This window comes from Chimaeribacter arupi (assembly GCF_002858805.1).
Taxonomy (GTDB): Bacteria; Pseudomonadota; Gammaproteobacteria; order Enterobacterales; family Enterobacteriaceae; genus Chimaeribacter; species Chimaeribacter arupi.
The window spans coordinates 17,602-44,046 of sequence record NZ_PJZI01000006.1; the positions used below are offsets into that span (position 1 = coordinate 17,602).

23 protein-coding genes are annotated in these 26,445 nt (G+C 58.9%); 8 read left to right on the plus strand and 15 right to left on the minus strand.

Annotation, left to right across the window (positions count from 1 at the left end; genetic code table 11):
* The first annotated feature begins 142 nt into the window (after positions 1-142).
* Entirely contained in the window at positions 143-400 is a 258-nt protein-coding gene (locus CYR52_RS05175; protein WP_072929516.1) for an AbrB/MazE/SpoVT family DNA-binding domain-containing protein, read from the plus strand.
* A complete protein-coding gene (locus CYR52_RS05180; RefSeq protein ID WP_072929514.1) occupies positions 400-762 on the plus strand; it encodes a type II toxin-antitoxin system PemK/MazF family toxin in 363 nt (120 codons plus the stop codon). Before CYR52_RS05175 ends, CYR52_RS05180 begins: the two co-directional genes overlap by 1 nt.
* A 98-nt stretch (positions 763-860) precedes the next feature.
* Here CYR52_RS05180 and bla read toward each other — a convergent pair whose 3' ends face one another.
* Positions 861-1,748 (minus strand): class A beta-lactamase, encoded by an 888-nt coding sequence (bla, locus tag CYR52_RS05185; RefSeq protein ID WP_072929512.1) that lies wholly within the window; start codon positions 1,746-1,748, stop codon positions 861-863.
* Between the two features lie 203 nt (positions 1,749-1,951).
* Here bla and CYR52_RS05190 point away from each other — a divergent pair, with 203 nt between their 5' ends.
* A complete protein-coding gene (locus tag CYR52_RS05190; RefSeq protein WP_072929510.1) occupies positions 1,952-3,187 on the plus strand; it encodes an RtcB family protein in 1,236 nt (411 codons plus the stop codon).
* A gap of 91 nt (positions 3,188-3,278) precedes the next feature.
* Here CYR52_RS05190 and CYR52_RS05195 read toward each other — a convergent pair whose 3' ends face one another.
* The 10 genes from CYR52_RS05195 to CYR52_RS22340 form a co-directional block, all read right to left on the minus strand.
* Positions 3,279-5,366, minus strand: a complete 2,088-nt coding sequence (locus CYR52_RS05195) for a metallophosphoesterase family protein (protein WP_101828173.1) — start codon at positions 5,364-5,366, stop codon at positions 3,279-3,281.
* A gap of 58 nt (positions 5,367-5,424) precedes the next feature.
* A complete protein-coding gene (locus tag CYR52_RS05200) occupies positions 5,425-6,993 on the minus strand; it encodes an HPr family phosphocarrier protein (RefSeq protein ID WP_241522389.1) in 1,569 nt (522 codons plus the stop codon).
* Positions 6,994-7,010: 17 nt separating this feature from the next.
* Complete coding sequence (locus CYR52_RS05205; RefSeq protein ID WP_101828104.1) at positions 7,011-9,593, minus strand: glycoside hydrolase family 38 N-terminal domain-containing protein; 2,583 nt, start codon at positions 9,591-9,593, stop codon at positions 7,011-7,013.
* 105 nt (positions 9,594-9,698) lie between these two features.
* Positions 9,699-10,817 carry a PTS fructose transporter subunit IIC gene (locus CYR52_RS05210; RefSeq protein WP_072929506.1) on the minus strand — a complete coding sequence of 373 codons (1,119 nt, stop codon included), beginning with the start codon at positions 10,815-10,817 and terminating at the stop codon, positions 9,699-9,701.
* A complete protein-coding gene (locus CYR52_RS05215; protein WP_072929504.1) occupies positions 10,810-11,124 on the minus strand; it encodes a PTS fructose transporter subunit IIB in 315 nt (104 codons plus the stop codon). The genes CYR52_RS05210 and CYR52_RS05215 overlap by 8 nt, the downstream gene beginning before the upstream one ends.
* Before the next feature lie 654 nt (positions 11,125-11,778).
* Positions 11,779-13,278 carry a sensor domain-containing diguanylate cyclase gene (locus tag CYR52_RS05220; RefSeq protein ID WP_101828105.1) on the minus strand — a complete coding sequence of 500 codons (1,500 nt, stop codon included), beginning with the start codon at positions 13,276-13,278 and terminating at the stop codon, positions 11,779-11,781.
* A gap of 678 nt (positions 13,279-13,956) precedes the next feature.
* Complete coding sequence (locus CYR52_RS05225) at positions 13,957-14,220, minus strand: hypothetical protein (RefSeq protein WP_101828106.1); 264 nt, start codon at positions 14,218-14,220, stop codon at positions 13,957-13,959.
* Positions 14,214-14,849 (minus strand): AAA family ATPase, encoded by a 636-nt coding sequence (locus tag CYR52_RS05230; protein ID WP_072929496.1) that lies wholly within the window; start codon positions 14,847-14,849, stop codon positions 14,214-14,216. Before CYR52_RS05230 ends, CYR52_RS05225 begins: the two co-directional genes overlap by 7 nt.
* 116 nt (positions 14,850-14,965) lie before the next feature.
* A complete protein-coding gene (locus CYR52_RS05235) occupies positions 14,966-15,895 on the minus strand; it encodes an alpha/beta hydrolase (protein WP_101828107.1) in 930 nt (309 codons plus the stop codon).
* A gap of 291 nt (positions 15,896-16,186) precedes the next feature.
* Positions 16,187-16,450: a hypothetical protein gene (locus CYR52_RS22340; protein ID WP_139300301.1), complete on the minus strand. Its 264-nt coding sequence runs from the start codon at positions 16,448-16,450 to the stop codon at positions 16,187-16,189.
* A 739-nt stretch (positions 16,451-17,189) separates the two neighbouring features.
* Here CYR52_RS22340 and CYR52_RS05240 point away from each other — a divergent pair.
* Entirely contained in the window at positions 17,190-18,194 is a 1,005-nt protein-coding gene (locus tag CYR52_RS05240; protein ID WP_079205259.1) for a replication initiation protein, read from the plus strand.
* Between the two features lie 439 nt (positions 18,195-18,633).
* Here CYR52_RS05240 and CYR52_RS05245 read toward each other — a convergent pair whose 3' ends face one another.
* The 4 genes from CYR52_RS05245 to CYR52_RS05260 form a co-directional block, all read right to left on the minus strand.
* Complete coding sequence (locus CYR52_RS05245) at positions 18,634-19,200, minus strand: RBBP9/YdeN family alpha/beta hydrolase (RefSeq protein WP_072929490.1); 567 nt, start codon at positions 19,198-19,200, stop codon at positions 18,634-18,636.
* Between the two features lie 98 nt (positions 19,201-19,298).
* Positions 19,299-20,591, minus strand: a complete 1,293-nt coding sequence (locus CYR52_RS05250) for an NAD(P)/FAD-dependent oxidoreductase (protein WP_101828108.1) — start codon at positions 20,589-20,591, stop codon at positions 19,299-19,301.
* Between the two features lie 30 nt (positions 20,592-20,621).
* Positions 20,622-21,044 carry a Rid family hydrolase gene (locus tag CYR52_RS05255; RefSeq protein ID WP_072929646.1) on the minus strand — a complete coding sequence of 141 codons (423 nt, stop codon included), beginning with the start codon at positions 21,042-21,044 and terminating at the stop codon, positions 20,622-20,624.
* A gap of 69 nt (positions 21,045-21,113) precedes the next feature.
* The gene (locus CYR52_RS05260) at positions 21,114-22,253 is read right to left on the minus strand and encodes an ornithine cyclodeaminase family protein (protein ID WP_101828109.1); all 1,140 of its coding nucleotides are present in this window, start codon (positions 22,251-22,253) and stop codon (positions 21,114-21,116) included.
* Between the two features lie 170 nt (positions 22,254-22,423).
* Between CYR52_RS05260 and CYR52_RS05265 the strand changes: the two genes are divergently transcribed.
* The 4 genes from CYR52_RS05265 to CYR52_RS05280 all read left to right on the plus strand — a co-directional run bounded on the left by CYR52_RS05265 (position 22,424) and on the right by CYR52_RS05280 (position 26,445).
* Positions 22,424-23,257, plus strand: a complete 834-nt coding sequence (locus tag CYR52_RS05265) for a helix-turn-helix domain-containing protein (protein WP_101828110.1) — start codon at positions 22,424-22,426, stop codon at positions 23,255-23,257.
* 147 nt (positions 23,258-23,404) lie between these two features.
* A complete protein-coding gene (locus CYR52_RS05270) occupies positions 23,405-24,850 on the plus strand; it encodes an APC family permease (protein WP_101828111.1) in 1,446 nt (481 codons plus the stop codon).
* Positions 24,851-25,014: 164 nt separating this feature from the next.
* Entirely contained in the window at positions 25,015-25,698 is a 684-nt protein-coding gene (locus CYR52_RS05275) for a TIGR02466 family protein (RefSeq protein ID WP_072929481.1), read from the plus strand.
* Between the two features lie 144 nt (positions 25,699-25,842).
* A complete protein-coding gene (locus CYR52_RS05280; RefSeq protein ID WP_101828175.1) occupies positions 25,843-26,445 on the plus strand; it encodes a LysE family translocator in 603 nt (200 codons plus the stop codon).

Here is a 26,445-nt window from a genome sequence, read left to right on the forward strand (position 1 = left end):
ATATTAGTGTATAGGGCTGAACACAGCGAGCACCTGACAACGGCCATTTGGATCATTGAAATGGCTCTCTGAGCGCATTCTGCCAGGGATAGACAATGTATAAACAACAGGATATTATTTAACCATATCTACTGGGGAGGTAATGATGGGTACGGTCAGAAAATGGGGTAACAGCGATGGTGTCATACTTAACGCCTTCCTGATGCGCGAAGCCGGTATCAGCCGTGGTGATGTGGTTGAACAAAAAGCGGTTGAAGGCGGCATTATGATATTCAAAGCCGCAAAGAAAAAACTCACTCTGGAAGAACGGCTGGCAATGTGTGACCTGGAAGCCCCTGCATTTTCTGAAGAAGAAGCCTGGGGAACAACGCTTGAATTTGTAGGCAAGGAGAAGCTTTAATGGCAGCAGCCGGCAGGATCCCCGACCGCGGTGATATCTATTCTATTGATGTTTCACCAACACGGGGAAAAGAGTTACAGGGAGGCAGCAATGACCGGCGCTATGTACTGGTACTTAGCCATCAGTCCGTGAATCAGTTGGGGACAACATTATGCGCGCTCATTACCCAGGGCAGTGTTCCCGCCCGTGAAAAAGGGTTTACTGTGACACTGATGGGAAGTGGTTCAGCGACACAGGGTGTCGTCACCCTTTGCCATGTCCACACGTTTGATTTTCAGGTACGGGGTGCCCGTTTTATTGAAGAAGTTGATGACGTGGTGGTTGAGGAATGTCTTGATGTATTGGACGTCATGACGCACTGACCAGTCCGTCCTTTCTCATTGCCCACACTAAAATCACACCTATTTAGTACCAAAAAGGCACCTTAACGGTGCCTTTTTTGCTCTAATTCAGCACCACATTAATGCGAAGTGGTGAACGAGGCGAGCACGAGACGGGTCGCGGTTGCCAGCACGTCGCGGCGGGCTTCGGCATCCGCTTTTGGCTGCGTAAAGTAGATGGCCAGCACCAGCGGTTTGCCGTGCGGCGGCCAGATAACCGCCAGATCGTTGGTGGTGCCGTAGTCGCCCGATCCGGTTTTATCCCCGACGTCCCAGCCTGCCGGCACCCCGGCGCGGATACTCTTCGCACCGGTCTGGCTGTTCTTCAGCCAGCCAATCAGTTGCTGTTGCTGGGCCTGGGGCAAGGCCTCGCCCAGTGCCAGGTGTTGCAGGTTACGCGCCATCGCCCGCGGTGTGGAGGTGTCGCGTTCATCACCGGGAATGGCGGTATTCAATTCCGGCTCCCAGCGGTCAAGGCGGGTTTTGTCATCCCCCAGGCTGCGCGCCAGTTTGGTAATGCTCTGCGGCCCGCCGATCTCGGTTAACAACAGGTTGGCGGCGGTGTTATCACTCCATTCAATCGCCGCTGCGCAGAGTTCTGCGACCGTCATCCCCTCTGCCAGATGTTTGCCGGTGACCGGCGCGTAACTCTGCAAGGCGGCGCGATCGTAACGGATGCGTTTTTCCAGCAACGCCGGTTGCGTGACGCTGCGTTGCAGTACCGCACCCGCCGCCAGCACTTTAAAGGTGCTCGCCATGGCGAAGCGCTCTTCACCGCGGTAGGTGATTTCCCGCTGGCTGCCGGTGTCGATCAGCGCGACCCCAAGCCGCCCATTGGCGTTGCGCTCCAGTTCCGCCAGTTGGGCCGTCAGCGTATCGGTGGCCGCAGCGGCCTGAAAAACAGCGCCGGAGAGCGCCAGCCCGGCAGCGAACAGCAGAGTACGGCGGCAACGTGACAACAGATTCATCTATTAAATTCCTTATTAATAAGTATAAAAACAGCATCAAAAAGGTGTTTTTTTGGTACCACTAAAGCACCTTTCCGATACCGTAACGCGCCTTTATACAGGTTATCTTTCTGGTGCGCCTCTCCCGTTTAGCATTTCAGGATTATCCTTATGAGAGGGTGGTATCACATCATCCCCCCGATTTTTTTTAACGAGTTATCGCTATGAGTAAGAAACCGTCCGATCAGATCCAACTGCTGACCTCACCCGGCGGCGCGCCGGTAAAAATGTGGACGCAGGGTGTGCCCGTCGAGCCGGAAGCCAGGGCGCAATTACAGAACACCGCCAAAATGCCGTTTATCTTTAAACACCTGGCCGTGATGCCGGATGTGCACCTGGGCAAAGGCTCCACCATCGGCAGCGTGATCCCCACCCGCGGGGCAATTATCCCGGCGGCGGTCGGTGTGGACATCGGCTGTGGGATGATTGCTGTGCGCACCTCGCTGACGGCAACGGATTTGCCGGACAACCTCGCCGGGCTGCGCAGCGCCATTGAGCAGGCCGTGCCGCACGGGCGCACCACGGCGCGTTCCAAACGCGATAAAGGCGCGTGGGATCGTACGCCGCAAGAGGTGGACAACCACTGGTCAACGCTCGCCCCGCGCTTTAAACGCCTGACCGACAAATACCCGCAGTTGCTGAAAACCAATAACCACCAGCACCTCGGCACGCTGGGCACCGGCAACCACTTTATTGAGATCTGCCTGGATGAGCAGCAACGGGTATGGGTGATGCTGCACAGCGGCTCGCGCGGGGTTGGGAATGCCATCGGCACGCTGTTTATTGCACTGGCGCAGAAAGATATGCAGCGCCATATCGCCAATTTGCCGGATCGCGATCTCGCCTATTTTGAAGAGGGCAGCCGCCATTTTGAGGACTATATGGCGGCGGTCGGCTGGGCGCAGGATTTCGCCCGCCACAACCGCGAGGTGATGATGTCGCGGGTGCTGGCGGCGCTCTCCCGGGTGGTGCCGAAACCCTTTATGACCCAGCAGGAGGCCGTGAACTGCCACCACAATTATGTGCAGCGGGAGAGACATTTTGGCGAAGAGGTGCTGGTCACGCGTAAGGGCGCGGTGTCAGCCCAGAAGGGCGAGATGGGCATTATTCCCGGTTCAATGGGGGCGAAAAGTTTTATCGTCCGGGGGCTGGGTAATGCAGAAAGTTTCTGTTCATGCAGCCACGGCGCCGGGCGGACCATGAGCCGCACCGCCGCCAAAAAGCGTTTCAGCGTGGCTGACCAGATCCGTGCGACAGCCCATGTCGAATGCCGCAAAGACAGCGAAGTGATCGATGAAATTCCGATGGCGTATAAAGATATTGATGCGGTGATGGCGGCGCAATCCTCGCTGGTGGAGATTGTGCATACCCTCCGGCAGGTGGTGTGTGTGAAAGGATAAACAACACCAAAAAGGCACCTTAAGAGTGCCTTTTTGGTACTAATGAGGCGCCTTTTTTACACCAAAAAAACAGCCAGCCTGCACAGGCACATTATAGTGGTGTGATTTCCCCGCTTTGCAGATTAACCCGGAAATTTCGGCTGGGTTGGCCGTGCAGGTACTTATCCAGCACCCGGAAAAGGGTGCCGAACCGCAGGCGAAACACCTCGTCGAATCGGCTTTTGTCGTTAATTTTTTGCGTGGCCGGCGGCAGGGTGGCGGCAAGGCTGCCGGTTAACAGGTGGTACTGCCTCAACCGCGCCGCAGAGATATCCCGTAGCGCCAGTTCATCCGCATTACGCAGGCGATAAAAATCCACGGCCAGGTCAAATCCGTTCCAGCGAGCAAAGTCCTCCAGCGTCAATCCCGCCTGCTGGGCCAGCGCCTGGGCTTTTTGCCGGGCGTTTTCCCAGGCCTCCGGGTTTTCCTGTGAATAGCGCCGGGTGATCTCCCCCTTGCGCGGCGTGCTGCCGGATGCGCACTGCGCAGGCGCGACGCCCGGCGGCCCGCCCAGGATATCGCGGTAGGTTATCTGCCCCGCTGACTGGCTCAGGATAAGCATCTCTTTGCCGTTCAGGCTGAACAGCATTTGGCGGATGTCACACGGCCACTCTTCGGGCAGAAAACGCAGGCGTGTCAGCTCGGTGATATGCCAGTCAGTGAAGGCGTAATAGTCCGGCGCAGTGAGAATGGCTTTATTCCAGAGATGCGGCGAATGGCTGGCGTTCAGGTAATCCCACTCTTGTTGATAGTGTTCAAAAAGCTCGTTGAAACGCGGCACACTCCCGAGGATCACCGTCTGAACCTCCATCTCTGTGCGGTTTTTAATACTGAGGATCTTATAGGCCGGGACATAAGCCGCCAGCGACGGTGCCTGAATATTGACCAACACACTGCCGTCCGGGTAGCGACGGACGCCGGTATCATTGAAGTGCATATGCCCGCCGACATGAACGCCAATGCCGGTTTTCGCCAGCGCATAGCTGGTTTCCTGACGGGGCGCCCGCGTAAGTTGCAAGGTGCCTTCACCAAACAGCGCTTCCATATCCTGCATTGCGCCGTTATCAAACTCCACCATCGGGAAATGGCTGAACGTCACCAGCGTTTTATGTTCTGCTTTTGCGCGCTGCGCAACAGAGGCCATCCAGGCCACAGTCTGCTGTTTATGCGTCAGCATTTTGTTGTAGCCTGCCTCACCGGAGCCGGCAAAATTACCCGCCGCCCCAGGTTTTCCGGCATCCGCTTTTTCGTCCGGCACATACACATTCGCATCAACAGCCAGTAACCAGAGGCCGGGAACAGGCTCGACCAGATAGCTGCTGTCCGCCACCATAAAGCACGGGCCATAGCCCGGCTGCTTATAACGCCCACCGGTACCCTGGGTACAAATTTCATACTGCCGGCGACCAAAATCACTGGCCTGCAATGCAGCCTGATAACGGTAAGGTTGCTGGTGGTAATCAGAGTAGGGGGTTTCCCAGTAACGGTCGGCAGGCGAAGGGGTAAGGCCAAACGGCCCCATCGCCTTCATCACATACTCATACCCCCGGCTGGCCATTTCCTCGCTGCACAGGGTAGGTAACCCGGCCCCGGTGTTGATGAGGGCGGTACGGCCCGCATACCCGCTGCACTCTTTTGCGCCCCGGCTGAAAATACGTTGCGTTTGCCCGCCCTGGCCGAGGAAATCCTCTTCGCCGCCTGGGCTGTCAAACGGGCGGTTGGGATCATGGTTGCCCGGCGTGGCAAAGAAACGCATCCCATAACGTTGCCCATACTCCTGCAACAGCGAGACCAGCCCGCGAAGGTGCAGCGACTGCCCGTCATCGCTGAAATCCCCCGGCAGCGCGACCAGCGTAATCCCTTTGCGGCCGGCGTCATCCAGGGCGGCCCGCAGCGCGAAGTAATTTTCATTAAACAAACGCGTGGAGGTCAACTGCGCATACATAGTCCGGATCACCGCCGGGCGGCCACTTTTGCTGTTTTTCAGGCCGGCAAAGGCCCCGTCGGCAAATTGCCCGTACACATCATGAAAGTGGATATCCGGCATAAAGGCGATGCGATAGGGAGAGGTGTCGGCGGCAGCCACACTGCCGGTCACGACAGCGAGCAGCGCCAGATAACGCTGAATGATTTTCTTCATTTTATGTTGCTCCATGCAACAACCTGTTCTGTTGCGAAAAGGGCGTTTGCCCGGTCAATTACGCCTGCGCTGCCCCGTCCCCATAGCCCAACTCCGTTTCCAGAAAGGCCACCAGCGCCTCTGGCGTGGGCACATTCATCAGTTGTTCACGAAAATCGCTGTGCATCAGCTTGCGTGCCAGCGTGGAAAAGATGCGCATATGCTCAGTCTGTGCCTGCGCCTTCAACGCCAGCATGATAACCAGCCGGACATCCACCCCGTCGCCCCAGGGCAGCGGGGTTTTCAGGCGCAATACCGCGAGCGTGTTGTGGAGGATGGCGGGGGACTGGCAGTGCGGGATCGCCACGGAAAAGCCCAGCGCGGTGGAGAACACCGCCTCACGCTGCCAGATGGCGCGCTCCGCCTCCACGCCGGACGCGGCACGCTGGTCACTTTCCAGCCTGTCGGTCAGCTGCTTTATCACCTCATATTTATCGGGAAGGGTGTCATCAAGCTGTACCAGCGCAGGTGTGATCAGCGGCCGCGGCGCGGCCGTTTCCTCACGCCACTGAGGCCGCGGTTTATCACGCTCCAGCGTGAACCATCGCCCGGCCACTGCATCCGGGTCAGCAACCAGCACCCCATTGCGCGCGTCCAGCAGCACGCGGGTTGCCTGCTGCATCTGCGGGTGCGCCCCAGGCGGCACGCAAAGCAACGGTATGGAAAACGCCCGCGCAAGAATGGCGGTATGGGAAGTTTCCGCGCCCGTTTCCATCACAATGCCGTGCAGGTGGGGGCCGCGCAGGGCCAGCAATTGCCCCGGCGTCATCCTGCCCCGGCAGAGCACAATCGCCGCCTGTGTCAGCGCCGGTACTGCCAGTTGCGGATCGCGCGAAAGGCACGCGGCCAACCGGAACCCCAAATCTTGCATATCCAGCTCGCGCTGGCGCAAATAGTCGCTGTCGCTCTGCCGGAACGGCAAACGCAGCGCATCGAGGGCGCAGGCGAGGGCGGCCAGCGCATTGGCCGCGCCCTGTTGGCTGAACAGCGCCTCTTCCACCGCCTCATCCCCCAGCAACTGGCTATGCGCGTCCAGGATCTGTGCGGCCTCGCCCTGGGCAGCGGCGGCGTCGCGTTCAAGTTGCGCACGGGCGCGGTGCCACGCCGCCAGCAGGTGCTGATGCTGCGTAGCGTGGTCGGTGGCAGGCTCACGTTGCGCCAGCCGGTGAAGATCGGCAGGTGTGAAACTCACCGGCGCCCCCAGCGCTATCCCCGGGCTGACGCCGTTCCCGCGCAGCACCGGGGAGGCCGTGCGTGCGAGGAAAACCGGCAGTGCACAGTCTGTGCCCGGCGCGTGCGCGGCCGGTGGGGTATCGCACCCGGCCAGCTCATGCAGGATAAAATGGCTCAACGCCTGATGGGCCGCCTGCGCGTCCGGCCCGTCAATCTGTAACCGGCACGCATTTCCCAGGGCGACATCCGCCCCCACCAGCGCCAGCGCACTTTTGGCATTGGCCTGGCGCGCGTTATTGCCGTTCACCAGCGTCACAGACGAGGTAAACCGTGCGGCGCAGCGCGCCAGTGCACCGGCAGGGCGGGCATGGAGGCCATGCGGTAACGGGTAATGGAATGAAAGGGTCAGCATCATATTCTCCTCCTGTGGCATCAGTCGATTAACCAGGAAACCGGCGTACCGGCGGTCACCACGTCATCCGTTACCGCGCTGGGCGTCTCGGCCAGGGTGACCCGGCGGCACGCCCCCTCAGCCACCGGTTGCCCGCAGTGAAGCGGCGTGAGGCCGGGGTTCCAGCCACGCAGCAGCAGCGCATTGCTGTGCTGCGCTTTTTTGAGGGTGCTGAAATGCAGCGCGCAGTCCCATGACAGCAGGCTGTAACGCGCCGGAAAGTGCAGCCCATGTGGGTTGGTGCGAAAGCGTGACCAGCCGCTCTCAAGATAGCCGGCGGCCGGGGTACGCCACTGCTCAACCGCCCGCCAGAAGGCCGCATCTTGCCCCTGCGCCATCGGCAGTACCGCGAAATGGGCGCGATACAGGCCGGGAAGCTGCGAATCGGGCGTCGGCAGGGCCATGCCGGACGCACGGCCCGGCCGCCACAACAGGTCAGGTTTTCCCAGCCAGCCGACACTGCGGAACAGGGTGATCGCCAGCGTCTGTGGCTGTTGGGCCGGGATTTCATACTCCCGCAACCCCTCGGTAACGACGCACACACCGCGCGTCTCGTTATGCAGCATCACCAGGCTTTGCATCGGCCAGAGTGACGCCGGGGCCTCGGCCCAGTTTTCCGCCTGCCAGCGCTGCAACGCGGCAGGCTGGTTTTCCCGTTCAATCAGCCCAAACGGCTGATCGGCGAAGTGAACGGCCTGACTGACCCCGACCGGGATTTCCACCTGCAACCGGTGGTCGCGCAGCGTATTGTTGACCTCAATCTCCACATCCAGCCACGGCCGGTCATGCGGGAGCGACAGGATCAGGGTGACCTCCAGCGCGGCATTACACTGCCTGGCCTCGCGGGCGGCGGCGTCCAGCGGGGCAGGGATGCGCCAGGTGAGCGTCAGGGTATCGTTCAAAGGCCCGCGCACCCCGTGCAGGCCGGTCAGGCAGCCGTCGCTGCTGATTTTCCAGTCTTCCGGCGGGGGCGAATAGTTGTAGTTATCCCCGGCGTCGCCGCCGTCCACCAGCCGCAATACACCGGGATAGCGCTGCCCGCTGCGTTTATCCTCCAGCGTAAGCTGCCCGTGCTCGACCACCAGCCGTAACCAGCGGTTCTCCAGCCCCTCCACCGCGGCCGGGGTGGTGTCAAACCCGGCTGCCCGGCCCTCCTGCAACATCAGGGTCTGGTAACCGCAGGGCGGCAAGGCCTTCACCTCCAGCAGGATGTCGCATTTGCGATACCAGGTGGCCGTGGTGCTGTTTGACAGCTCCTGCACGATGAGCGACATATCCTGCGGGGCTTCATGCAGCAGTTGCCAGCGGCAGGGCGCCCCGGCCTGATCCACAATGCAGAAATCCTGTTCGGGCGTGTAGAGGGTCAGGCGGACATGCGCATCGCGTTCGTGGGGCAGCGGGTTGAACACGATGATTTTCTTGCCCTCGCCGTTCAGCGTGATGCCTGCCGCCAGCATGGCCATGTTCAGTTCATAAAGCTGCCGGGCGCTTTCCAGCCCATCGCACAGGCGCGCGTTGACCATGCTGTTTACGCGGTCTGCATTGCAACCGCCGATGCTGTCATGCGCCTGCGATTTCATCGCCCCACGCCAGATCTGTTCCAGCACCGGTTGCGGGTAGGGCAGCCCCAGCCGGGCATTCATCGCCAAAAGCGGCTCCAGCGTCTGGCTGACAAACTGCTCCAGCCGGGCGTTCCGCTGTTTTATGTCCATGCGGGTGGAATAAATCCCGCGATGGACACGCATATATTTTGCGCTGAGCAACTCGCCGCGCCATACCGGCAGCGCGCAGCCGGTGGCCTGCAACGCGCTGAAAAAGGCAGTAAAACTGCTGCGCTTAAAACGGTAAGCCTGCTGGCGCAGGTTCAGCGTATCCAGCATCGCAGGCACTGCATATTCGAAGGGGGACTGGTCGTTGCCGTTAGGCAGCAACAGGTGATCGGTCAGGGAAAAACGCGCCTGTTTGTCGAGGATTTCAGGCAGGCGTTGCGCCGCCTGCGTTGCCTCCCCCGGCAACCCTTTGGCACAGCCGTAGCCCCAGGGCAGCACCGCGGTGGTCACGCGGCTGCCGTTCTGGGCGCACCAGGTAAATTCGCTGGCAGGGACATCATGCTCGCACCAGCCGCGCCAGATCACCGCGCAGCCGATGCCGAACTCGCGCAGAAACAGCGGAAGCTGGGCGCTCTGCCCAAAAGAGTCCGGGACATAGCCGACCGGCATGTAACCGCCCCACGCCTCGCAGTCCGCTTTTCCCAACAGCAGGTTGCGGGTGATCGACTCCGCCCCCACCACCAAAAAATCGGTCTGGGTATACCAGGGGCCAATCAGGATCCGCCCCTGGCGGATCAGCGTTTGCAGGCGTTCACGGTGTTCCGGGGCGACCTGCACATCATCCTCCAGCATCACCGTTTGCCCATCCAGCACAAAAGGCCCGAGGTCAGGATCCTGTTCCAGGCGACAGAGCAGATCCTGCATAAAATAATAGAGCAGCGTTTTTGACTCATTCTCAGTGAAATACCACTCGCGATCCCAATGCGTATGCTGAATGACATGCACGGTTTTCATGATTATCCCTTTTCCTGTGTCAGGGGTTATTCAGGGTGGGCGGCATCCCAGAAAATGGGCTTTCTGCTGACGCCTCTCGTCTGAAATAAATAAACCGGGTCGTGATTACCGGCCCACTTTGAATTTCGGTGCCGCGGGCGCTTTTTTCGCCTCCGGCATGGCTTCTCCCCGGAAGATCAGCAAAGAGCCGGCGGTAATCATCGCCGCCCCCGTCGCAATGGCGAGCACATACACCAGCCAGTTTTCCACCGCCAGCCAGCCATAAAAGCCGGAAATCGGCGCACGGTTCACCGCACCCAGCCCTACCGCCATCGCGGCACCCACGGCGGAGCCGATGACGTTGATCACAATGATTTTGGGGTTGGCCAGCGCAAACGGGATCGCCCCTTCTGACACCCCGATAAGCCCCATCAGCGTGGCGGCTTTCCCCGCTTCCCGCAGGGAGGCCGGAAAACGGTTGGCCCACAGCAACGTCGCCAGGCCCAGCCCGATCGGCGGCACAATGATGGCGACCTGGGCCGCCGTATTCGGGGCATAAATCCCTGACGCCAACAGCGCCATCGCTGTGGTGACGGCCGCTTTGTTGACCGGGCCGCCCAGATCGAACCCGACCATGCCGCCGACCACCGCCGCCAGGATCACCGTGTTGGTGCCTGACATCGCCAGCAGCCACTGTTCCATGCCGTGGTTCAGCGCGGCCAGCGGCGTGCCGATGACAAACGCCATCACGCTGCAGGTCAGCAGCGTGCCGCCCACCGGCAGGATAAAAATAGGCCCGGCCGAGGCCAGTGCCTTCGGCAGGGTGACCATCGTCGCCAGCGCCCGCACGATATACCCGGCGACAAACCCCGCCGCCAGCGCGCCGAGAAAGCCGGTGCCCAGGCTGTTTGCCAGCAGGCCGCCGACCATGCCCGGTGCCAGCCCAGGCTTGTTGGCCAGCGCAAAGCTGATATAACCGGCGACCACAGGCAACATCAGCGACAGCGCCATGCCCCCGAAGCCATCAAATTTATGCAGCAGCTGCACCACCAGGCTCGCGGCCTGTTCATGCCCGGCATCCCAGATGTTATCGATGCCGTACAGCGAGGCTCCGATGCGTGAAATGCCCATAATGACCGCCCCGGCAATCACAAAAGGCAGCATCCATGACACCCCGGTCATGATGGCGGTTTTGATCTCCTGGCCCGCCGCCGGTGCGGTGCTTCCCCCGTTTCCCTTAGCCATGCGTCACCTCCTGCTCCAGCGCCTCAAATATCGCATCGCCAAACTTAATCGGGTCGGCGACGCAGCACTCCAGTTTGATCAGGCCGTTAAACCGCTCTTTATTGAGGATGGCGACATCCGCCGCCAGGATAACGGCATCGGCGCGTGCCAGGTCGGCGTCCGTGATGGCGTTCTCCACCCCCATGCTGCCCTGGGTTTCGACTTTTATTTCATGGCCGCGCTGCTTGCCGGTTATTTCAAGGGCTTCCGCCGCCATATAGGTATGGGCCACCCCGGTCGGGCAGGCTGCAACACAAATAATGAACATAACAACTCCTTACAGGGGTCAGTTTCAGGCAATAAAAAAAGCACAATGGCGAAAGGCGCATTGTGCTTTGCAGGAAGAGAGCGAAGGGGAAGGCGGCATCGTCGGCCTCGCCACTGGCGTGGCGGCACAGGATTAACTGATGCAGAGAGCGGGTGCGGAACAGGAAAGCCAGCTCGTGGCGTTTATGGCTGCGCAGCCGGACAGGTGACGCGGCAGGACGCCGGTTTTTTGCAACGTGGGCCGCTACAGAGGCACCGGGGCGGCATAATTTCCCGGCGCTGCACCATAACTGTGCCCAGCCCGCGGCAATCTCTTCCCCAGCGTCCTGAGACACTGAAGGTTCTTCTTCTGCCAGGTCAGCGAGAGACGTAAAACAGCACATCGCGTTCAGCCACGTCTTGCTCTTGCTGTCCACTGACAGCCACCATGCAGTGATGATGGAAAAAACCCGGATGAGATAAGCAGGCATGGTTTCCCCTCAAAAAACTCAGGCTGAGTATAGGACAGGGGTAAAATAACGAATGTGACTTTCCACACGTTTATTAACCGGAATCAACGTTCCATTTAGCGATGTAAAAAAGGCACCTTAACGGTGCCTTTTTGGTACTATTTATACACTCTTTTTACACCAGAAATAGGGATTACCCGTAAAACTTACCCGTTATCTGTCAGGCAGGCGGCATTGATGATGCAGTCCCGCCCGGCGCGTTTGGCGGCATAAAGCGCGGCATCGGCGGCCTGTTTCAGGGTGGTGGCGTCATCCCCGGCGGTGGATGTGCTGATCCCGGCGCTGAGCGTGATGATTTTATCGGGCAGCAGGGAGGTATGGTGCGGCAACGCCGCGTTGTGTATCGCATACCGGATGCGTTTTGCCACCTTTTCCGCCTCATTGGCCGGGGTGCCCGGCAGGATGACCGCAAACTCCTCCCCGCCGTAACGCGCCACCACATCAGTGCTGCGGCGCGGCAGGTATTTCAACACATCAGCCACCCGCCGCAGGCACTCATCCCCCGCGACGTGGCCGAAGGTGTCGTTGTAGCTTTTGAAAAAATCGATGTCGCACATAATCAGTGACACCGGTGCGCCGGTGAGGGACGCGCGCGCCAGGCACTGTTCCAGGTAAATATCAAACTGGCGGCGGTTGCCCAGCCCGGTCAGGCTGTCAATCAACGCCAGATCCTGAAGCGTCAGGTTGACGCGGGTCAGCTCATCCTGTGTCTGCATCAGCTCCCGCCGGTGCCTCACGGTTTTACGGAACTGTTTCAGCACCAGCATCCCGAACAGGGAAATGGTCATCAACAGCAGCACATTGAGGCAGATAATCGCCAGGTTGTTTTTAATCCACTGGGTTTTCAGCAGATCGCGGTCAATGCCGACCGCCACCACCAGCGGGTAGCTCTGAAGCTGGGCATAGCCGAAAATACGCGTGACGCCGTCAATCGGCGAGTGCCAGGTACCGGCGCCCTGGGGCGAGGCTTTCAGCAGGCTGCGGTAGAGCGGGGTGTCCGCCATACTCTTGTTGATGATGCGGTCTGAAAACGGACGCACGTACATCACCGTGGCATCCAGATGGGTCAAACCGAGAATGTCTTTGGGCGACATCTCATAGTAGCCGTAAAACTGGCGGAAAAAATCGACCCGCACCGTGCCCAGCACCACCCCGCGGAACCGGCCCTGATCGTCATTCAGCCGCAAAGAGACCGGGATAATCAGGTCACCGGTCGAGCGGCTGTGGATCACATGGCCGACATGCACCCGCGCATCGTTATGCGTCCGGTGCCAGATAAAATATTCACGGTCGGCATTGTTGGCCTGCGGGTACATCCGGCGGCCGGAAGTCGCCAGCCAGTTCCCTTGCGCATCATAAACAAAAAGCCCATGCAGTTGCGGCAACCGGCTTTTTTGCACCCCCAACAACCCCTGCGGGCCGAGGTAGCTCGCCGGGTTCGCGAAGATATCATCAACGTGGCGGACAATGTCTTCCAGCGTGATCTGCACTTGCAGGAAGGTATCCTCGGCCTGGCGGGACAAGGAGATCGACTGGTTTCTGGCCTGCTTTTCGGTGTCCTGCAACGTGTGTTGCCAGGATTGCCACATTGACCAGCCCACCACGAAGACCACGGCAACCGCAATAATAAGCAGGAAAACCGCCATGACGCGATCAGGCGATTTAAAGCGGGATAAAGCCAAGCACTCCTCCGGTCAGGTTAACGGTGTTGCGGCATCAGTTTACGTGATTCCCCCCGGTGCAAAGGGCAGATAAACCGCCCTGCAGAGCGTTAATCTCCCGCGCCCCGGCGGGGGACACTTCAGGTTTACTGATGCATAAGATGATTTGCGTTTAATCACTTTATCAGAGATAGCACCGCAGACTGGTAGGTTGAGCAGAGCTTCTCCCGAAGTTATCCACCGTTTCTGTGGATAACCTTGAGTTTGCGCCCAGCCCATCAGCCAGGAAAAGGATAATTTCAGGGGGTTAAAACGGGATAAAAACGGCACCTTTGCAGCACAATAATAGTACCAAAAAGGTATTTTTTTAACACTATCCCGACACCTTTTTGACACGTCCTGTCGTTAGCCTGGCCGCAGCGCTTCGTTAAACGAACGAAAACTGTTTTTACCGCGGTGTTTTCGCTTCAGCCGGGGTAATGTGGGAAAGAGAGACCGCGTAAAAAAGAACAGAAAGGTGAGAGGGAAGAAACAGGCTGTTTGTACCGGCGGAATAAAAAGCAGCATGTCACATAACTTTTTTGCAGGCGCATTTATAGCGCTGCCAATCAATAAGGCACCTTAACGGTGCCTTTTTAGTACCATAAAGGTGTCAAAACAGGATCACTGTAACTCGTTCTGCCCATGTTCGGCATAAAAGGCCAGCGCATAGCGGATCATATTCAGTTTGGAGCGCTGTGTTTTTTCACATAACGCTTCAAGCTGCGCGAACTCATATTCATTGAACGGAACGCGGATAGCTTTGTAATCACGCTTGGCGTCTTTATCGTGCGTGGGTTCGGCTGCCACACTATGGTCAGCCTGGGCTGCAAAGGCTTCTATTTTTTTATCGACCGGGATAGCCGGCGCTTCTCGGCGTTTTACCATGAGATCAACTCCTGTACCAGACACTGAATTTCCGCTTTCGCTTTGCCGTTATCCATTTCCACCACGCCTTTACCCTCAGACATACAATCGCGGTAAATTTTGCGGTCACGGATCACGGTATTCAGCAGGTTAAGGATTGGGAAATCAGCCAGGTAGTCTTTGGCTTCCTGCGTTTCATTGATCACCGGATTGGTCGGGGCCATCGTCAATACGGCACAAGGGCGCAGCGCCTCGTTGATGTCCAGCGCCTGGGTGATGATGTCATTAAGCTTCGGCAGGGTGTCCAGATCCGGCTGTGACGGGCGGAACGGCACCAGCAGCACATTGGCGGCCGTCATGCCGGTACGCAACTCGCGGCTGTCACGCCCGGCGGAATCGACCACCACATACTCATAGCGCTTGGCCAGGTCGAGCAGCGTTTCGCGGATATTGTCAAATTTCTGGATGCTGTGAACCACCGGCAGATCCTCCTGCCCGTTCCGGTCTGTGACCCAATTTGACGCGGTACCCTGGCGGTCTGCATCCACCAGAATGACATCTTTGCCCTGACGCGCCAGCTCTGCACAGATATTGGCCGCCGTGGTTGACTTGCCGCATCCGCCTTTCTGGCTGCCGATGAGTATAATCATGATACCTTCCTGGAGTTAATTAAGTGCTGAATTGGTACCAATTGAATATCAAAACGGAACACAATTCAACCCTGTTTTCAGTGGGTAAGCAAAGCCGGCCATGCCCGCCCGCCGCCTCAGGGAGCCGGGTGATCCAGCGCCTGGCAGAACCAGCTCACCACCCGGCCAATCACCGCCGGCTGGAACCAGTGCAGGTCTGCATGTTCCGCGCCGTCAATGATCACATACTCAGCCTGATTGCCGCGCGCTTTCAGCGCCTCGTACAGCTGTTGGCTTTGCACCGGCGAAACCAGCGTGTCTGCGCTCCCGTGCATAATAAGGAAAGGTGGCTTTGGCCCCTCAAGGTGACCCATCGGGCTGGCCGCCAGCGCCCTGGCCGGATCAGCCGTGATTGGCGCGCCCCCATGTTCTTTAAATGCCACGCCGTTGATTAACAGTGCCTGGGTGATGGCCGGCGAACGCTGGATGGCCTGCGCTTCGGGAGAAAACCCTTCAGTAATATTAAGCAGGTTGGAAATGCCGTACAGCGTGGCGGCGGCCTGGACATCTGACGCGTGCTGTAAGTAACGTCCTTTATCAAAGGTGCGCTGCCCGTTGGTCATGGCCATCATTTGTGCCATATAGCCCCCGGCGGAATCTCCCACCACGCCGATGCGGGCGCTATCAATGCCGTACTCTTCAGCATGTTCCCGCAGAAACCGCACGGCTGCTTTGCCGTCTTCTATTAAGGAAGGGTAGGGGTTCGGTATCACCCGGTATTCCACGGCCGCCACCACAAACCCGGCTTTCGCCAGTGCATACCGCATACCGATATATTTTTCATGGTGGGCGGACATAAAGCCCCCACCCGGAAAATAGAGGATGGCCGGTTTTTTCTGCTCACTGCGTGGGATAAGCAGTGACATTCTCAGCTGCCGGATTTCTGCCACGCTTTTGACCTGTGAGTAGATAATATGGCTGATGGCATCAATCTGTGTTTCCCGGCTCTCAACCCGGATCACCTCTGCGCCGTCTGTATAGCCGGGCAGTTCGTTGAATGCGGACATGATTCTTGCTTTCCTTCTTTTATATGTCGTGAAAGATAGGTATAGCGAAGATTTCCCGGTCGCAGCGCAGAATCAGAACGTCATCCAGGGAAACGTGATAAAAATTGCGGTGCTTTTTTGGTACTAAAAAGGAGTGTTTTAAGTGTCTTAAACATACTGTTAAGGCATCAAAACAGCACCAGAATTGCGGCGTTGAGGCAGTATAAACGTGATAAGATTTGCGGTGCGGAACGTGTGTCTTAACAGGTTGAGAATCCGGCATTTTATAAAATGCTGGGGAGATGAGGCAGATCAAGGAAGTGTGATATTGAGTGGGCTGCACTTGAAAATTGCCATAGAGATAAAGTGCAGGAATGGGTGGCGTTCCGGTGCTGCCAGACCGGCCGTAATTCCGGCAAACCGCACTTTTTTCTGCCCTTGTGGCGATGTTTCCTTACCCCTTTTCATCCGGCCCGGCATCGTGTTGTCGCCGTTTTTCTCAGTCAGTATCAAAAAGGCATCAAAATCACGCCTTTTGCGGGTGTTTTTAGTACTAAAAGAGTATCCATTTGGCACTGCTTTTTATCTTAAGGTGATAAGATTTGCGGTGGGATTTCTCACTCATTTCACGCCAGACTGCGATCGGGCTTCCAAACGTGATATGTTTTCGGGAGCGTTTACCTTTTGAGTTAAAATAGTTAATTATCAGTGGTTTATATTAATACCCCAGCCAGGTGAAACGTGATAACTTTTGCGGTTCATCAGGGCGCTTTCAGGCAAAGGAAAATCCATACGTGATACGTTTTGCGGTTCATGAGAAAGGGAAACCTATTTCGCTGGGTGATGAGTCGCGATCCTGCAACGGCGATCCGGTTGTGCAGGAGGATCCCGTGGGCTGATCGCCAAACGTGATAAGATTTGCGGTCTTAGTTTCCATATTATTTATTACAAAACAATAAAATAGCGTATTACTTCTTGTTGAATAGCCCTGTTTTGCAATTATGCTGAAGTTGATTGATTTCACATTATTCAGATCTTAAAAAACAAAGCGAAGCTGCGTTAGTTTGTTTTTTTCTTTGTTTCTATGTTTCTATGTTTCTTGTTTCTAGGGGTGTTTTTCCCTATCTGCTTCAACGGGTTACAAAGGCATACGTGATAAGATTTGCGGCTTAACGTGATAGGATTTGCGGTCTGACGTGATAAGATTTGCGGTCTGACGTGATAAGATTTGCGGCTAAACGTGATCTCAGGATCTGTTGATAACTCGGTTTTTAAGGTGATATATTTTGCTAAAATATCACCTGTCGGAAAGCACATGGCTAAGCTGGACGTTAAAAAACTGTATGTTACGCAGGATAACAAGTTACTTGAAGGTGCCTACAGCGCCACGCTCGATGAGATGCGTCTGCTCTACTTAGCCCTGGTCCAGATTGACAGCAAAAAAGTACAGCCGGATGGTCTCTACACTCTCTATCCTGCTGATTTTGAAAAGATGTTTGGTGTCCACCCTTCGCATACGCATCAGCAGCTCAAGAAGGCGGCTGATTCACTGGGCAGCAAACCGATCATCACCTACGAGTGGGATGAGAAGAAAAAGCGCCTGGACAAGGTCAAACGCTTTTGGTTTTCTTCGATTCGTTACGATGCCTCAGACAATACCGCGGACGTCACCATCCGTTTCTCCCCGGACGTTGTTCCCTATCTTTATGATCTGAAGAAAGAATTTACTCAGGTCGATTTTGAGCATGTGTCCCGCCTGGATACGCCTTTCGCTTTCCGGCTCTACAGCTGGCTGGTGAAGTTCCGCAACCTGGCGCGCAATTCCCGGCAGAATGGGATCATCGAAACCGATCCTTTCGAGATCGACTGGATGAAAGAGCGCACCGGGCTGGTGGGTAAGTACGAGGAATACCGCTTCTTCAAGCGTGACGTGCTGGTTCCCGCCATCGAACGGATCAATGCCAATACCGATATTTCCGTGAGCTGGCAGCCGGTCAAAGTGGGACGATCCGTCACTGCGATCAAATTTTTCTACGTGATCGAATCAGGCCAGCGCGCGGCAAAACCTCTGCGTCCGCGTTTGCCCCGCCGGCCCCACGCGGTGGCCGGATCGGATCTGGAAGGAAAATGGGCACGCCGGTGCATCAGCCTGATGAAAGAGTACCGCCAGAAACTGGAAGCGTTTGATGCTTCTGAGAAAATTACCCTGGCTGACCTGCGGAAATGGCTGGACTGGTACACGATCATCGGTGATGCGGCCAACATCAAATTGTTACAGGCAGAGATTAAAAAGCGCAGTACCCGCAAAAAAGCCGCCTAAAACGCGCTGGAACGCACGCAGAGCGGCGAGACGATCATTTTCGATCCATCCTTGGATCGTCTCACGGAACGCCGTAAAACACGTTCTGCGGCGTTTTAGCCACTAATAACATGCTGATAACATCCGGCTTTCCCCGATCTGTTTTCCATGCTGGATCCTGCTGATAAGCCAGACAGGATCGCACCAGAGGATCTTCCGGGCTTGTTTTTGCAGGCCGCTAGAAACCGGATCGCTGATGAATACCGGGAAACCGTTGGGCAGATGGCGTTCTGCACGGGCAATCACCGCATCGGTTTGCGCGGCCAGCTTTATCCGCCAGAGAGGATAAAACAACACTTATCCCCTAAAGGGGATAATCAGGGTTTTTAGATGAAATTAACGCAATCATGTCGATAACTGTTTGAAATAAACAGTATCTTTTCAGGTGTCAGGGCTGACGTTAACCGGCCGTCAACCGGCGTAATAATCCGGCCACCAGCGGCAATTCACTAAAGCCGTCCCGGTCAAGAAAATGCCCGCTTTCCGGCAAGCCATAGAACGGGGCATTGAGCTGCTGGCTGAGGCGCAACGTCAGCGCCGGCGGCACAATCTCATCGTTCAATGAGGCCACCACTATCCGCTGGGGAATATGCCGGATGAGCTGTGCGGCGTCGAGAGGCGCGCGGGTAAACGCCTCCAGTTCCGGCAGGGCAGGCACCGCGTCACTGAACCCGGACACCATAATCACACCCCCGGCAGGGCGTCCGGGCGGTTGTTGGTCCAGGTAGCGCAGGATGGTGATGCAACCGAGGCTGTGCCCCACGAACCAGGTGTCGCCATCCGGCTCCCCCACTGCGGCCTGCAAGGCAGAAAGCCATGCGGTTTCATCCGGTGCCATCGGGTCAGGCATTGCCGGGATGTGAACCGTCATCCCCAGTAATTCAGCCTCTTTTTTGAGCCAGCCAAACCAGTGATGATCGGGGCCTGCCATAAAACCGTGCACAATAAACAGCCGTTTTGACGCCATGCTTTCCGCTCCTTGTGAAATATTCTCCCTGAAACGTAACGTAATTCGCAGGCCGTTTCATCTGAATACTGAGCATCAGCACCAGGCCCGAAGCGCTTTTAAAAGCGGTCAAACCGGTACAGCGACGGATCGATAAGTGGCGGATGGCCGGACACCAAATCCGCCGCCAGTTGCCCGGCAGCAGGGGATGTGCCGAAGCCGTGCCCCGAGAAGCCGGTCGCGAGCGTCAGGCCGGGCAGGGCGGCCACCGGCCCGATCACCGGGTTCGAATCCGGCGTGACATCGATTACCCCGGCCCAGGTTTCTTCAATTTTCGCCTGCTCAAACGCCGGCCAGGCCGCCCGGAGGTTGGTCATCGCTTCCGTGTTCAATACCGGGTTGGCCTGCGGATCCAGGGTACGGACACGTTCAAACGGTGAGGTTTTTTTCGTGCCCCAACGGCGCGGCAGGGCCAGATCTTTCAGGAACGCTTTCCCCAGTGAGATACGCAGAAAATCCCGCTGGGTACGGAGCTGCGGCAGGTAACGCGGCCCCAGCAGCAGATGATCCAGCGTCAGGGAGGCATCAAGCGCGCCCCGCTGGGTAATGATAAAGCCGCCATCCTTGTGTTTGCGGAACGAAAAATCCGGCGCACCCACGGCGATCTCAGTCGGCCCCGTCATGGGCGCGGTACGCAGCACGGAGCAGATCAACGGCAGCGTCGGCAGGGAAATGCCGAGGTTGCCGAGAAAACGCCGCGACCACAGCCCGCCCGCCAGCAACACCTGCTCACAGCGGAGCTCCCCCTGTTCCGTGACCACGCCGCTGACTTTCCCGCCTGAGGTGACGAGGCTGCGTACAGCGCAGTTCTCCACAATCACCGCCCCTTTGGCGATGGCCGCCGCCGCAATCGCGCTGGCCGCCAGCGACGGCTCCGCGCGCCCGTCACTGGCGGTGTAGATCCCACCGGCCCATTGCCCGCGCCCACCAGGCACATGGGCGGCGATCTCCGCCCGGCTCAGCAGGCGTGAGCCGAGCGAAAGAGGGCTGACCGATTCCAGCCAGTGCTCATGCATCGCCATCTGCGCCCCGGTGCGGGCCACAAACATGATCCCGGCCTGCCGGTAACCCACATCGCGGCCCACGCGTGCCGGCAGGGCGGCCCAGAGCCGGTCAGCGGCCAGCGCCAGGGGAATGTCCCCGGCGTGGCGGCTGGTTTTACGCACCCAGCCAAGGTTGCGTGATGACTGCTCCCCCGCCAGGCGGCCTTTTTCCAGCACCACCACCGGAATGTTGCGTTCAGCCAGCGTCAGCGCGGCGGTCAGGCCAACGATGCCGCCGCCAATCACGACAACATGGGTGGCAGAGGGAAAGCCGGTGGCGGTGCGAACCGGCGTGATTGCGGGTGCCATAACATACCTCACTCAGGAACGGGTTAAGGGCTACAGGGTGACGGTGACCGCCTCGACGGCGGCGCGTGAGGCACCGCGGTAAGCCGTGACTTCAATCTCCACTTTGTAGACCGTTGACCCCAGCGGCGGGCAGGTCACGGTGGAGGCAGGGTTAATGCCGTGGAACTTGTCGCCGATGATCGCCATCACCACCGGGACGTCGGCCGGGTCCTGGATAAAGACCCGCGAAGCGATGACATCGGCCAGCGTGGCATCCACCGCCGCCAGTGCCGCCTCGATATTGGCAAACACCTGGTGGGTCTGGTCGGTGACGGCCTCCGGAATAATCTGGGTGCGGGGGTTGCGCCCGGCGGTGTTGGAAACATAAATCCAGTTATCGACGGCCACCAGGCGTGAATAGCTGGCCTTTTGCTCGAAAACAGAGCCGGTCGTGACTTTAACAATCTTGGTCATGGTGTTTTCCATCAGGTAAAAAGGGCAGCGCCGCGCACTGCCGGAGGTGATATCAGCAGGGTTGCCCTTTCAGCTCAGCGCCGGGGATTCCCACAAATTAAGGGTGACGCCGATGCCCTGTTTCCGGGCGTTGCGGTAGACCACCGTGCCCCAGGCCACATCCTCCACCGGCATACCGCCCACCGACATCAGGATGATTTCGTCATCGTTCAGGCGGCCCGGCGCATCACCGGCGACGATTTTGCCGATATCCTCCAGCTGGTCGCGGGTGATTTTCCCTTCGGCCAGCATGTCCATAAACCGCACGCCGATGACCGGAATGGTGTGGTGTGCCGGCTTCGGCACTTCGTCATACCAGGCCTGGTACAAGCCGGTGTTGTCCAGCACCTTGCGCACGTCGGGCTGCTCCATGCCTTCATCGATGTTGCACAGGGCCGGCATGGCAAGAAAGGCACCCGGTTTCACCCACTCGCGTTTTACCAGCGGGTAGGTGGCCGGATCACCGACTTCACCTGAGCTGCAATAGGTGACGATGTCCGCCCCGCGCACTACCTCTTCCAGCGTATCCACCACCCGTACCTGGGTGATCTGCGGGTAGGTCTGGCTGACCCAGGAGAGGAAATCATCCAGGCTTTTGCGGCTGCGCCCTTTCACCTGGAGGGTATGGATCTGCGGGCAGACCGCCATAAACGCCGCGACGGCGGTTTTCCCCATCACACCCGGCCCCAGCAGGCCGATGACGCCGGCATCGCGGCGCGCCAGGTGGCGTGCGCCCACCCCCGGTACCGCGCCGGTGCGGTAGGCGGAAAGCAGGTTGGCGGACATAAACGCCAGCGGTGCGCCGGTGTCAGCGTCACTGAGGGTGAACATCAGGATGGAGCGCGGCAGCCCTTTCTGCCGGTTCGCAATATTCGAGCCGTACCATTTCACCCCGGCAGTACAGAAATTGCCGCCGAGGTAGGCGGGCATCGCCATCAGCCTGCGGTCGGCAGTGGGTTTCGGCATGGCGGGAAACGGCGAGTGCTCAGGAAACGTCACCATGGCCCCGTGTGAGTCGTTATTCGGCCCGGCCATGCGGTAATCCCCGTGGTAGAGCAGGCCGAACATCTCTTCCATGGTATCCACGCAGGCTGCCATATCCGTGACCCCGGCGCGGATCATGTCCGGTTCAGAAAGGTAGATAAAATCAATGTGCGTCGAATCTGTCATCCCGTTACCCCTGTTTCAGTGGAATGCGCCCGGTCAGCGCGGTGAACGGGGTTATGAATAACGCGGGCGGCGGGCGGCTGTATTGAAGATTTGCGACAACGCAGGGCGCGGCGGCTGGCATCCGGCTTGCATGGCATATGGCTATCTTCCCGCTACCCGAGAACCAGACGATGCCAGATGCCCTGCCACTCCGCCGCGATACCGCTATCCACCCTGAGCAGCCCTGGTTTGTGCTCAGTGCTGCCGGACACTATGCCGTGATGGGGTCTGAGAACCCGGCGATCTCCCATTTCTACCGGTTTGACCGGGCCTCAGCGGCCGGCATGACGCTGGCTGTCCCGGACGGCTGTGTGGACATCCTGTTTGACTGTGACGACACCCGGCCGATGGCCAGGGTGTGCGGCACCACGCTTGAGGCGCGCAGCGCCGAGCTGAAAGCGGGGCATCACTATTTTGGCGTGCGCTTTGCGCCCGGCGTGATGCCCGATTTCCTGGACATGATGGCGGAAGAGCTGACCGACCGGGAATTTGGCTTCCTGGAGGTGACCCCCGGCGCGCGCCCGGTTTTTGAACGCATTGTGGAAAACCCGCTGTTTTCACAGCAGGTTGCGCTGTTTAACCACTATTTCACCCGGCGGCTGACCCGCCGCGCCTCCGCCGTGACCGCGCAGAGCCTGCGCGCCATCCGCGGGCAGCGGGGCAACATCCGGGTTGAGCAACTGGCGGCGCTGACCGGGTACACCTGCCGTACCCTCCAGCGCCAGTTCCGGCAGGACACCGGCCTGTCACCCAAAGCGTTCAGCCGCATTATCCGCTGCCAGTCCGCACTGAGTTGCCTCCACCAGCCGGCGGCACCGGCCTGCTCCGATCTGGCGCTGGATCTGGGCTTCAGTGACCAGTCGCACTTCCTGCGGGAGTTCAAAAAGCTCGTCAGCACCACGCCGCTGGACTACCAGCGCCGCATCCTGCTTGAGGCATACCGGGAGCGCCTCTGCTACCACTGATGCCCTGAAAGGGTGCGGCGGCTGCACCCCGGCGCTGTCCGATTTTTTCTATCCCGGCCGTCAACGCTGATGAATGATTCCGGTGAGTCACCTGCCTCAGGAACCCAATGCCTGAGTAACTTCTCACTGACAGGAAAGGCACCGGCGATGAGCAATTCACTTGATGTAGCGAAAACAGCGGAGCCGGGCATCACCGGCGACGCGCAGGCCAGCGGCGGTTTACGCAAAAACACGCTCGGCCTCTTCTCTCTGGTCTTCTTTGTGGTGGCCGCCGCCTCGCCCCTGACCGGGGTGGTCGGCGGCCTGCCGGTGGCAATATTTACCGGCAACGGCGCGGGCATCCCGGTGGTGTATATCGCGGCCTGCCTGATCCTGATGCTGTTCTCGGTGGGCTACATCGCCATGAGCCGCCATGTAAAAAGCGCCGGGGCGTTTTACACCTACATCGCCACCGGCCTGGGCGAGCACTGGGGCGGCCCGGCATCGGTGCTGGCGCTGCTGGCGTACTGCGCCATCCAGACGGCGGTGGTGGCGATGCTGGGCTTCTTCAGCGCGCTGTTTCTGGCCGAACACCTGGGCGTGCAGGTGCCCTGGTGGGCGCTGAGTATGCTGTGTGTGGTGATCGCCTGGGTGCTGGGGATCAAGCGGGTGGAGGTCGGCGGGAAGCTGTTGGGCGTGCTGATGCTGGCGGAAGTGGCGATTGTGCTGCTGACTGACGTCATGCTGCTGGTCAACAAGAGCGGGCCGCTGACGCTCGCCTCCTTTGAGCCGTCGGTGTTCCTGCAGGGCAACATCGGGATCGCCTTTATCTTTGCCATTGCCGCCTTTATCGGGTTTGAGTCCACGGCGATCTATGCCGAAGAGTGCCGCGAACCGCAGAAAACGGTGCCGCGCGCCACGGTCTGTGCGCTGTTACTGATCACGGCGTTTTTCTGCTTTACCAGTTGGGCACTGGTACAGGCGTACGGTTTTGACGAACTGGTGGCGATCGCCCGCCGCGACCCCGGCAATTTCGTGTTCGACATTACCCGCCGGTATGTCGGCCAGTGGGCGGTGGACACCATGTCGGTGCTGCTGATCACCAGCCTGTTCGCTGCGGCGCTGGCTTTCCATAACAATATTTCCCGCTATATCTTCAGCATCAGCCGCGACGGCCTGATCTGGAAAGAGCTGTGCCGCACCCACCCGGCCAACGGCACACCGCATAACGCCAGTCACCTGCACAGCGTGCTGCTGCTGTTGCTGCTGGCAGGCATGGGCAGCGCCAACCTGGACCCGATGGTGCACATTTTCGCCTTTGGCTCGGCGATCGCCACCCTGTGCATCATGGTGCTTCAGGTCGGCGTCTCGGCGGCGGTGATGGTGTTCTTCCGGCGTACCCACGCGCCGGGCGGCGGTGCATGGCGCACCTTCTGGGCGCCGCTGCTCGCGCTGCTCGGGATGTCCGCCACTCTCATGATGATGGTCACCAACCTGCCACTGCTCAGCGGCAGTGACGCCCCGCAAATAGAGCTGATCCCCTGGGGAATTGCCGCCTGCGCCGTCGCCGGGTATGTGCTCTCCCGCCGCCGCCGGGTCAGTGCCCGGCCCTGATTTTCTCCCTCCTGCCTACCGGGCGCTGCCTCTGCATGGGGCACGCCCGGTGCGTGTTGATAAATCAAAGATTTGCGAAAAAGAGTCTGGTATTCTCCCTAAGATTATTCCTAATATGCCGCGCCTGCGGCCGCTGTCATCTTCCTTAGCCTGGAGCTGTACCCATGTCCTCTGTGCCCGAGTCCGCTGTCCCTAACCTGCTGAACCCGCAGGATATCCGCATCCAACGCCTGTTCGTGACGCCGCTGGCGCTGGTCGAGCACCCGGCGGCGGAGGCGCTTAATGAGGCACTGAAAGCGGAGATTGCCCAGCGGCAGGCTGAGGACAACCTTGGCGTGCGGCACAGCAATGTCGGGGGCTGGCAATCGGCTGCTGATTTCACCGAGTGGCCGGGCATGGGCGCCAGGGCGTTGACGGCGTTTGCCCGCGCGCTGGCGTATGAGCTGACGGCGGTGCAGCACCCGGAACAGGGGCTGGTGCTGCCGGAGTTTGACTGGAAGATCAACGCCTGGGCCAACGTAAACCGGGCCGGTAACGCCAATGCGCTGCACGCCCATCCCGGCGCGTTCTGGTCTGGCGTTTACTGGGTGGATGACGGCCACAGCGGAGAGGAAGAGACAGCGACCGGCGGCGAACTGGAGTTCCACGACCCGCGCGGCGTGCTGCCCTCCATGTATAACCCGGAGCTGCGGATGCGCATCGCCGATTGCCTGAGCGCCGGGTTAACCACCGCCATCACCCCAAAAAGCGGCACGCTGGTGATGTTCCCCTCTTGGCTGCAACATGCCGTGACGCGGGTGACCGCTACCCGCCCGCGCATCTCCATCGCGTTTAATTTCAGTGTGTAGAGGGGCGCAGGCCGGGCTTTTTACCCGGTATTGCGTTGACGGATTGCCGCCCGGCATTAACACTCCCTGCAACCGCCTTGTTGACGTGGCGTGAAAATCGGTTTCGCCTGAAAGGGGCTGAACAACAGGGAGAAAAGAGTGCTGATGGACATCAATTTACCGGGCTTTATCCCCGCTCTCCTGCCGGTGGTGCTTTCACCGGGCGCCAGTTTCACCCTCGCCATGAACAGCGCGCTCTCCGGCGGCCGCCGGGGGCTGGCCTCTACCCTGACCGGCACGGCGCTCGGGATCTACACCCATGCGCTGCTTATCGGGCTGGGCATTACCTCGCTGCTGGTCGCCTCGCCCTGGTTGTTTGGCCTTCTGAAAGTCGCCGGCACGCTCTACCTGCTCTGGCTGGGCGGGCAACTGATCTGGAGTTGTATTAACGCGGAAACGCTCACCTTTGGGCGCAGCGGCCCGGTGGTCTCGGTGAAAGCGGCTTATCTGGCCAATGTGCTGAACCCCAAAGCCATCCTGTTCTACCTGACGGTGGTGTCGCAGTTCGCCGGGAAACAGGGCGAGTTCAGCCACTACCTGATCCTCGCGTCCGTGCATATCGTGATCATGGTGCTCTGGCTGACGCTGGCCAGCCGGGTGCTGCTGCGCTCTGCCGTAAACAGGGACACCCGCCTCCTGAAAAAAATCATTGATGTCGGCGGCGGGCTGGCACTGGTGCTGTTTGCGCTGTTCAGCGCCTTTTCCTGA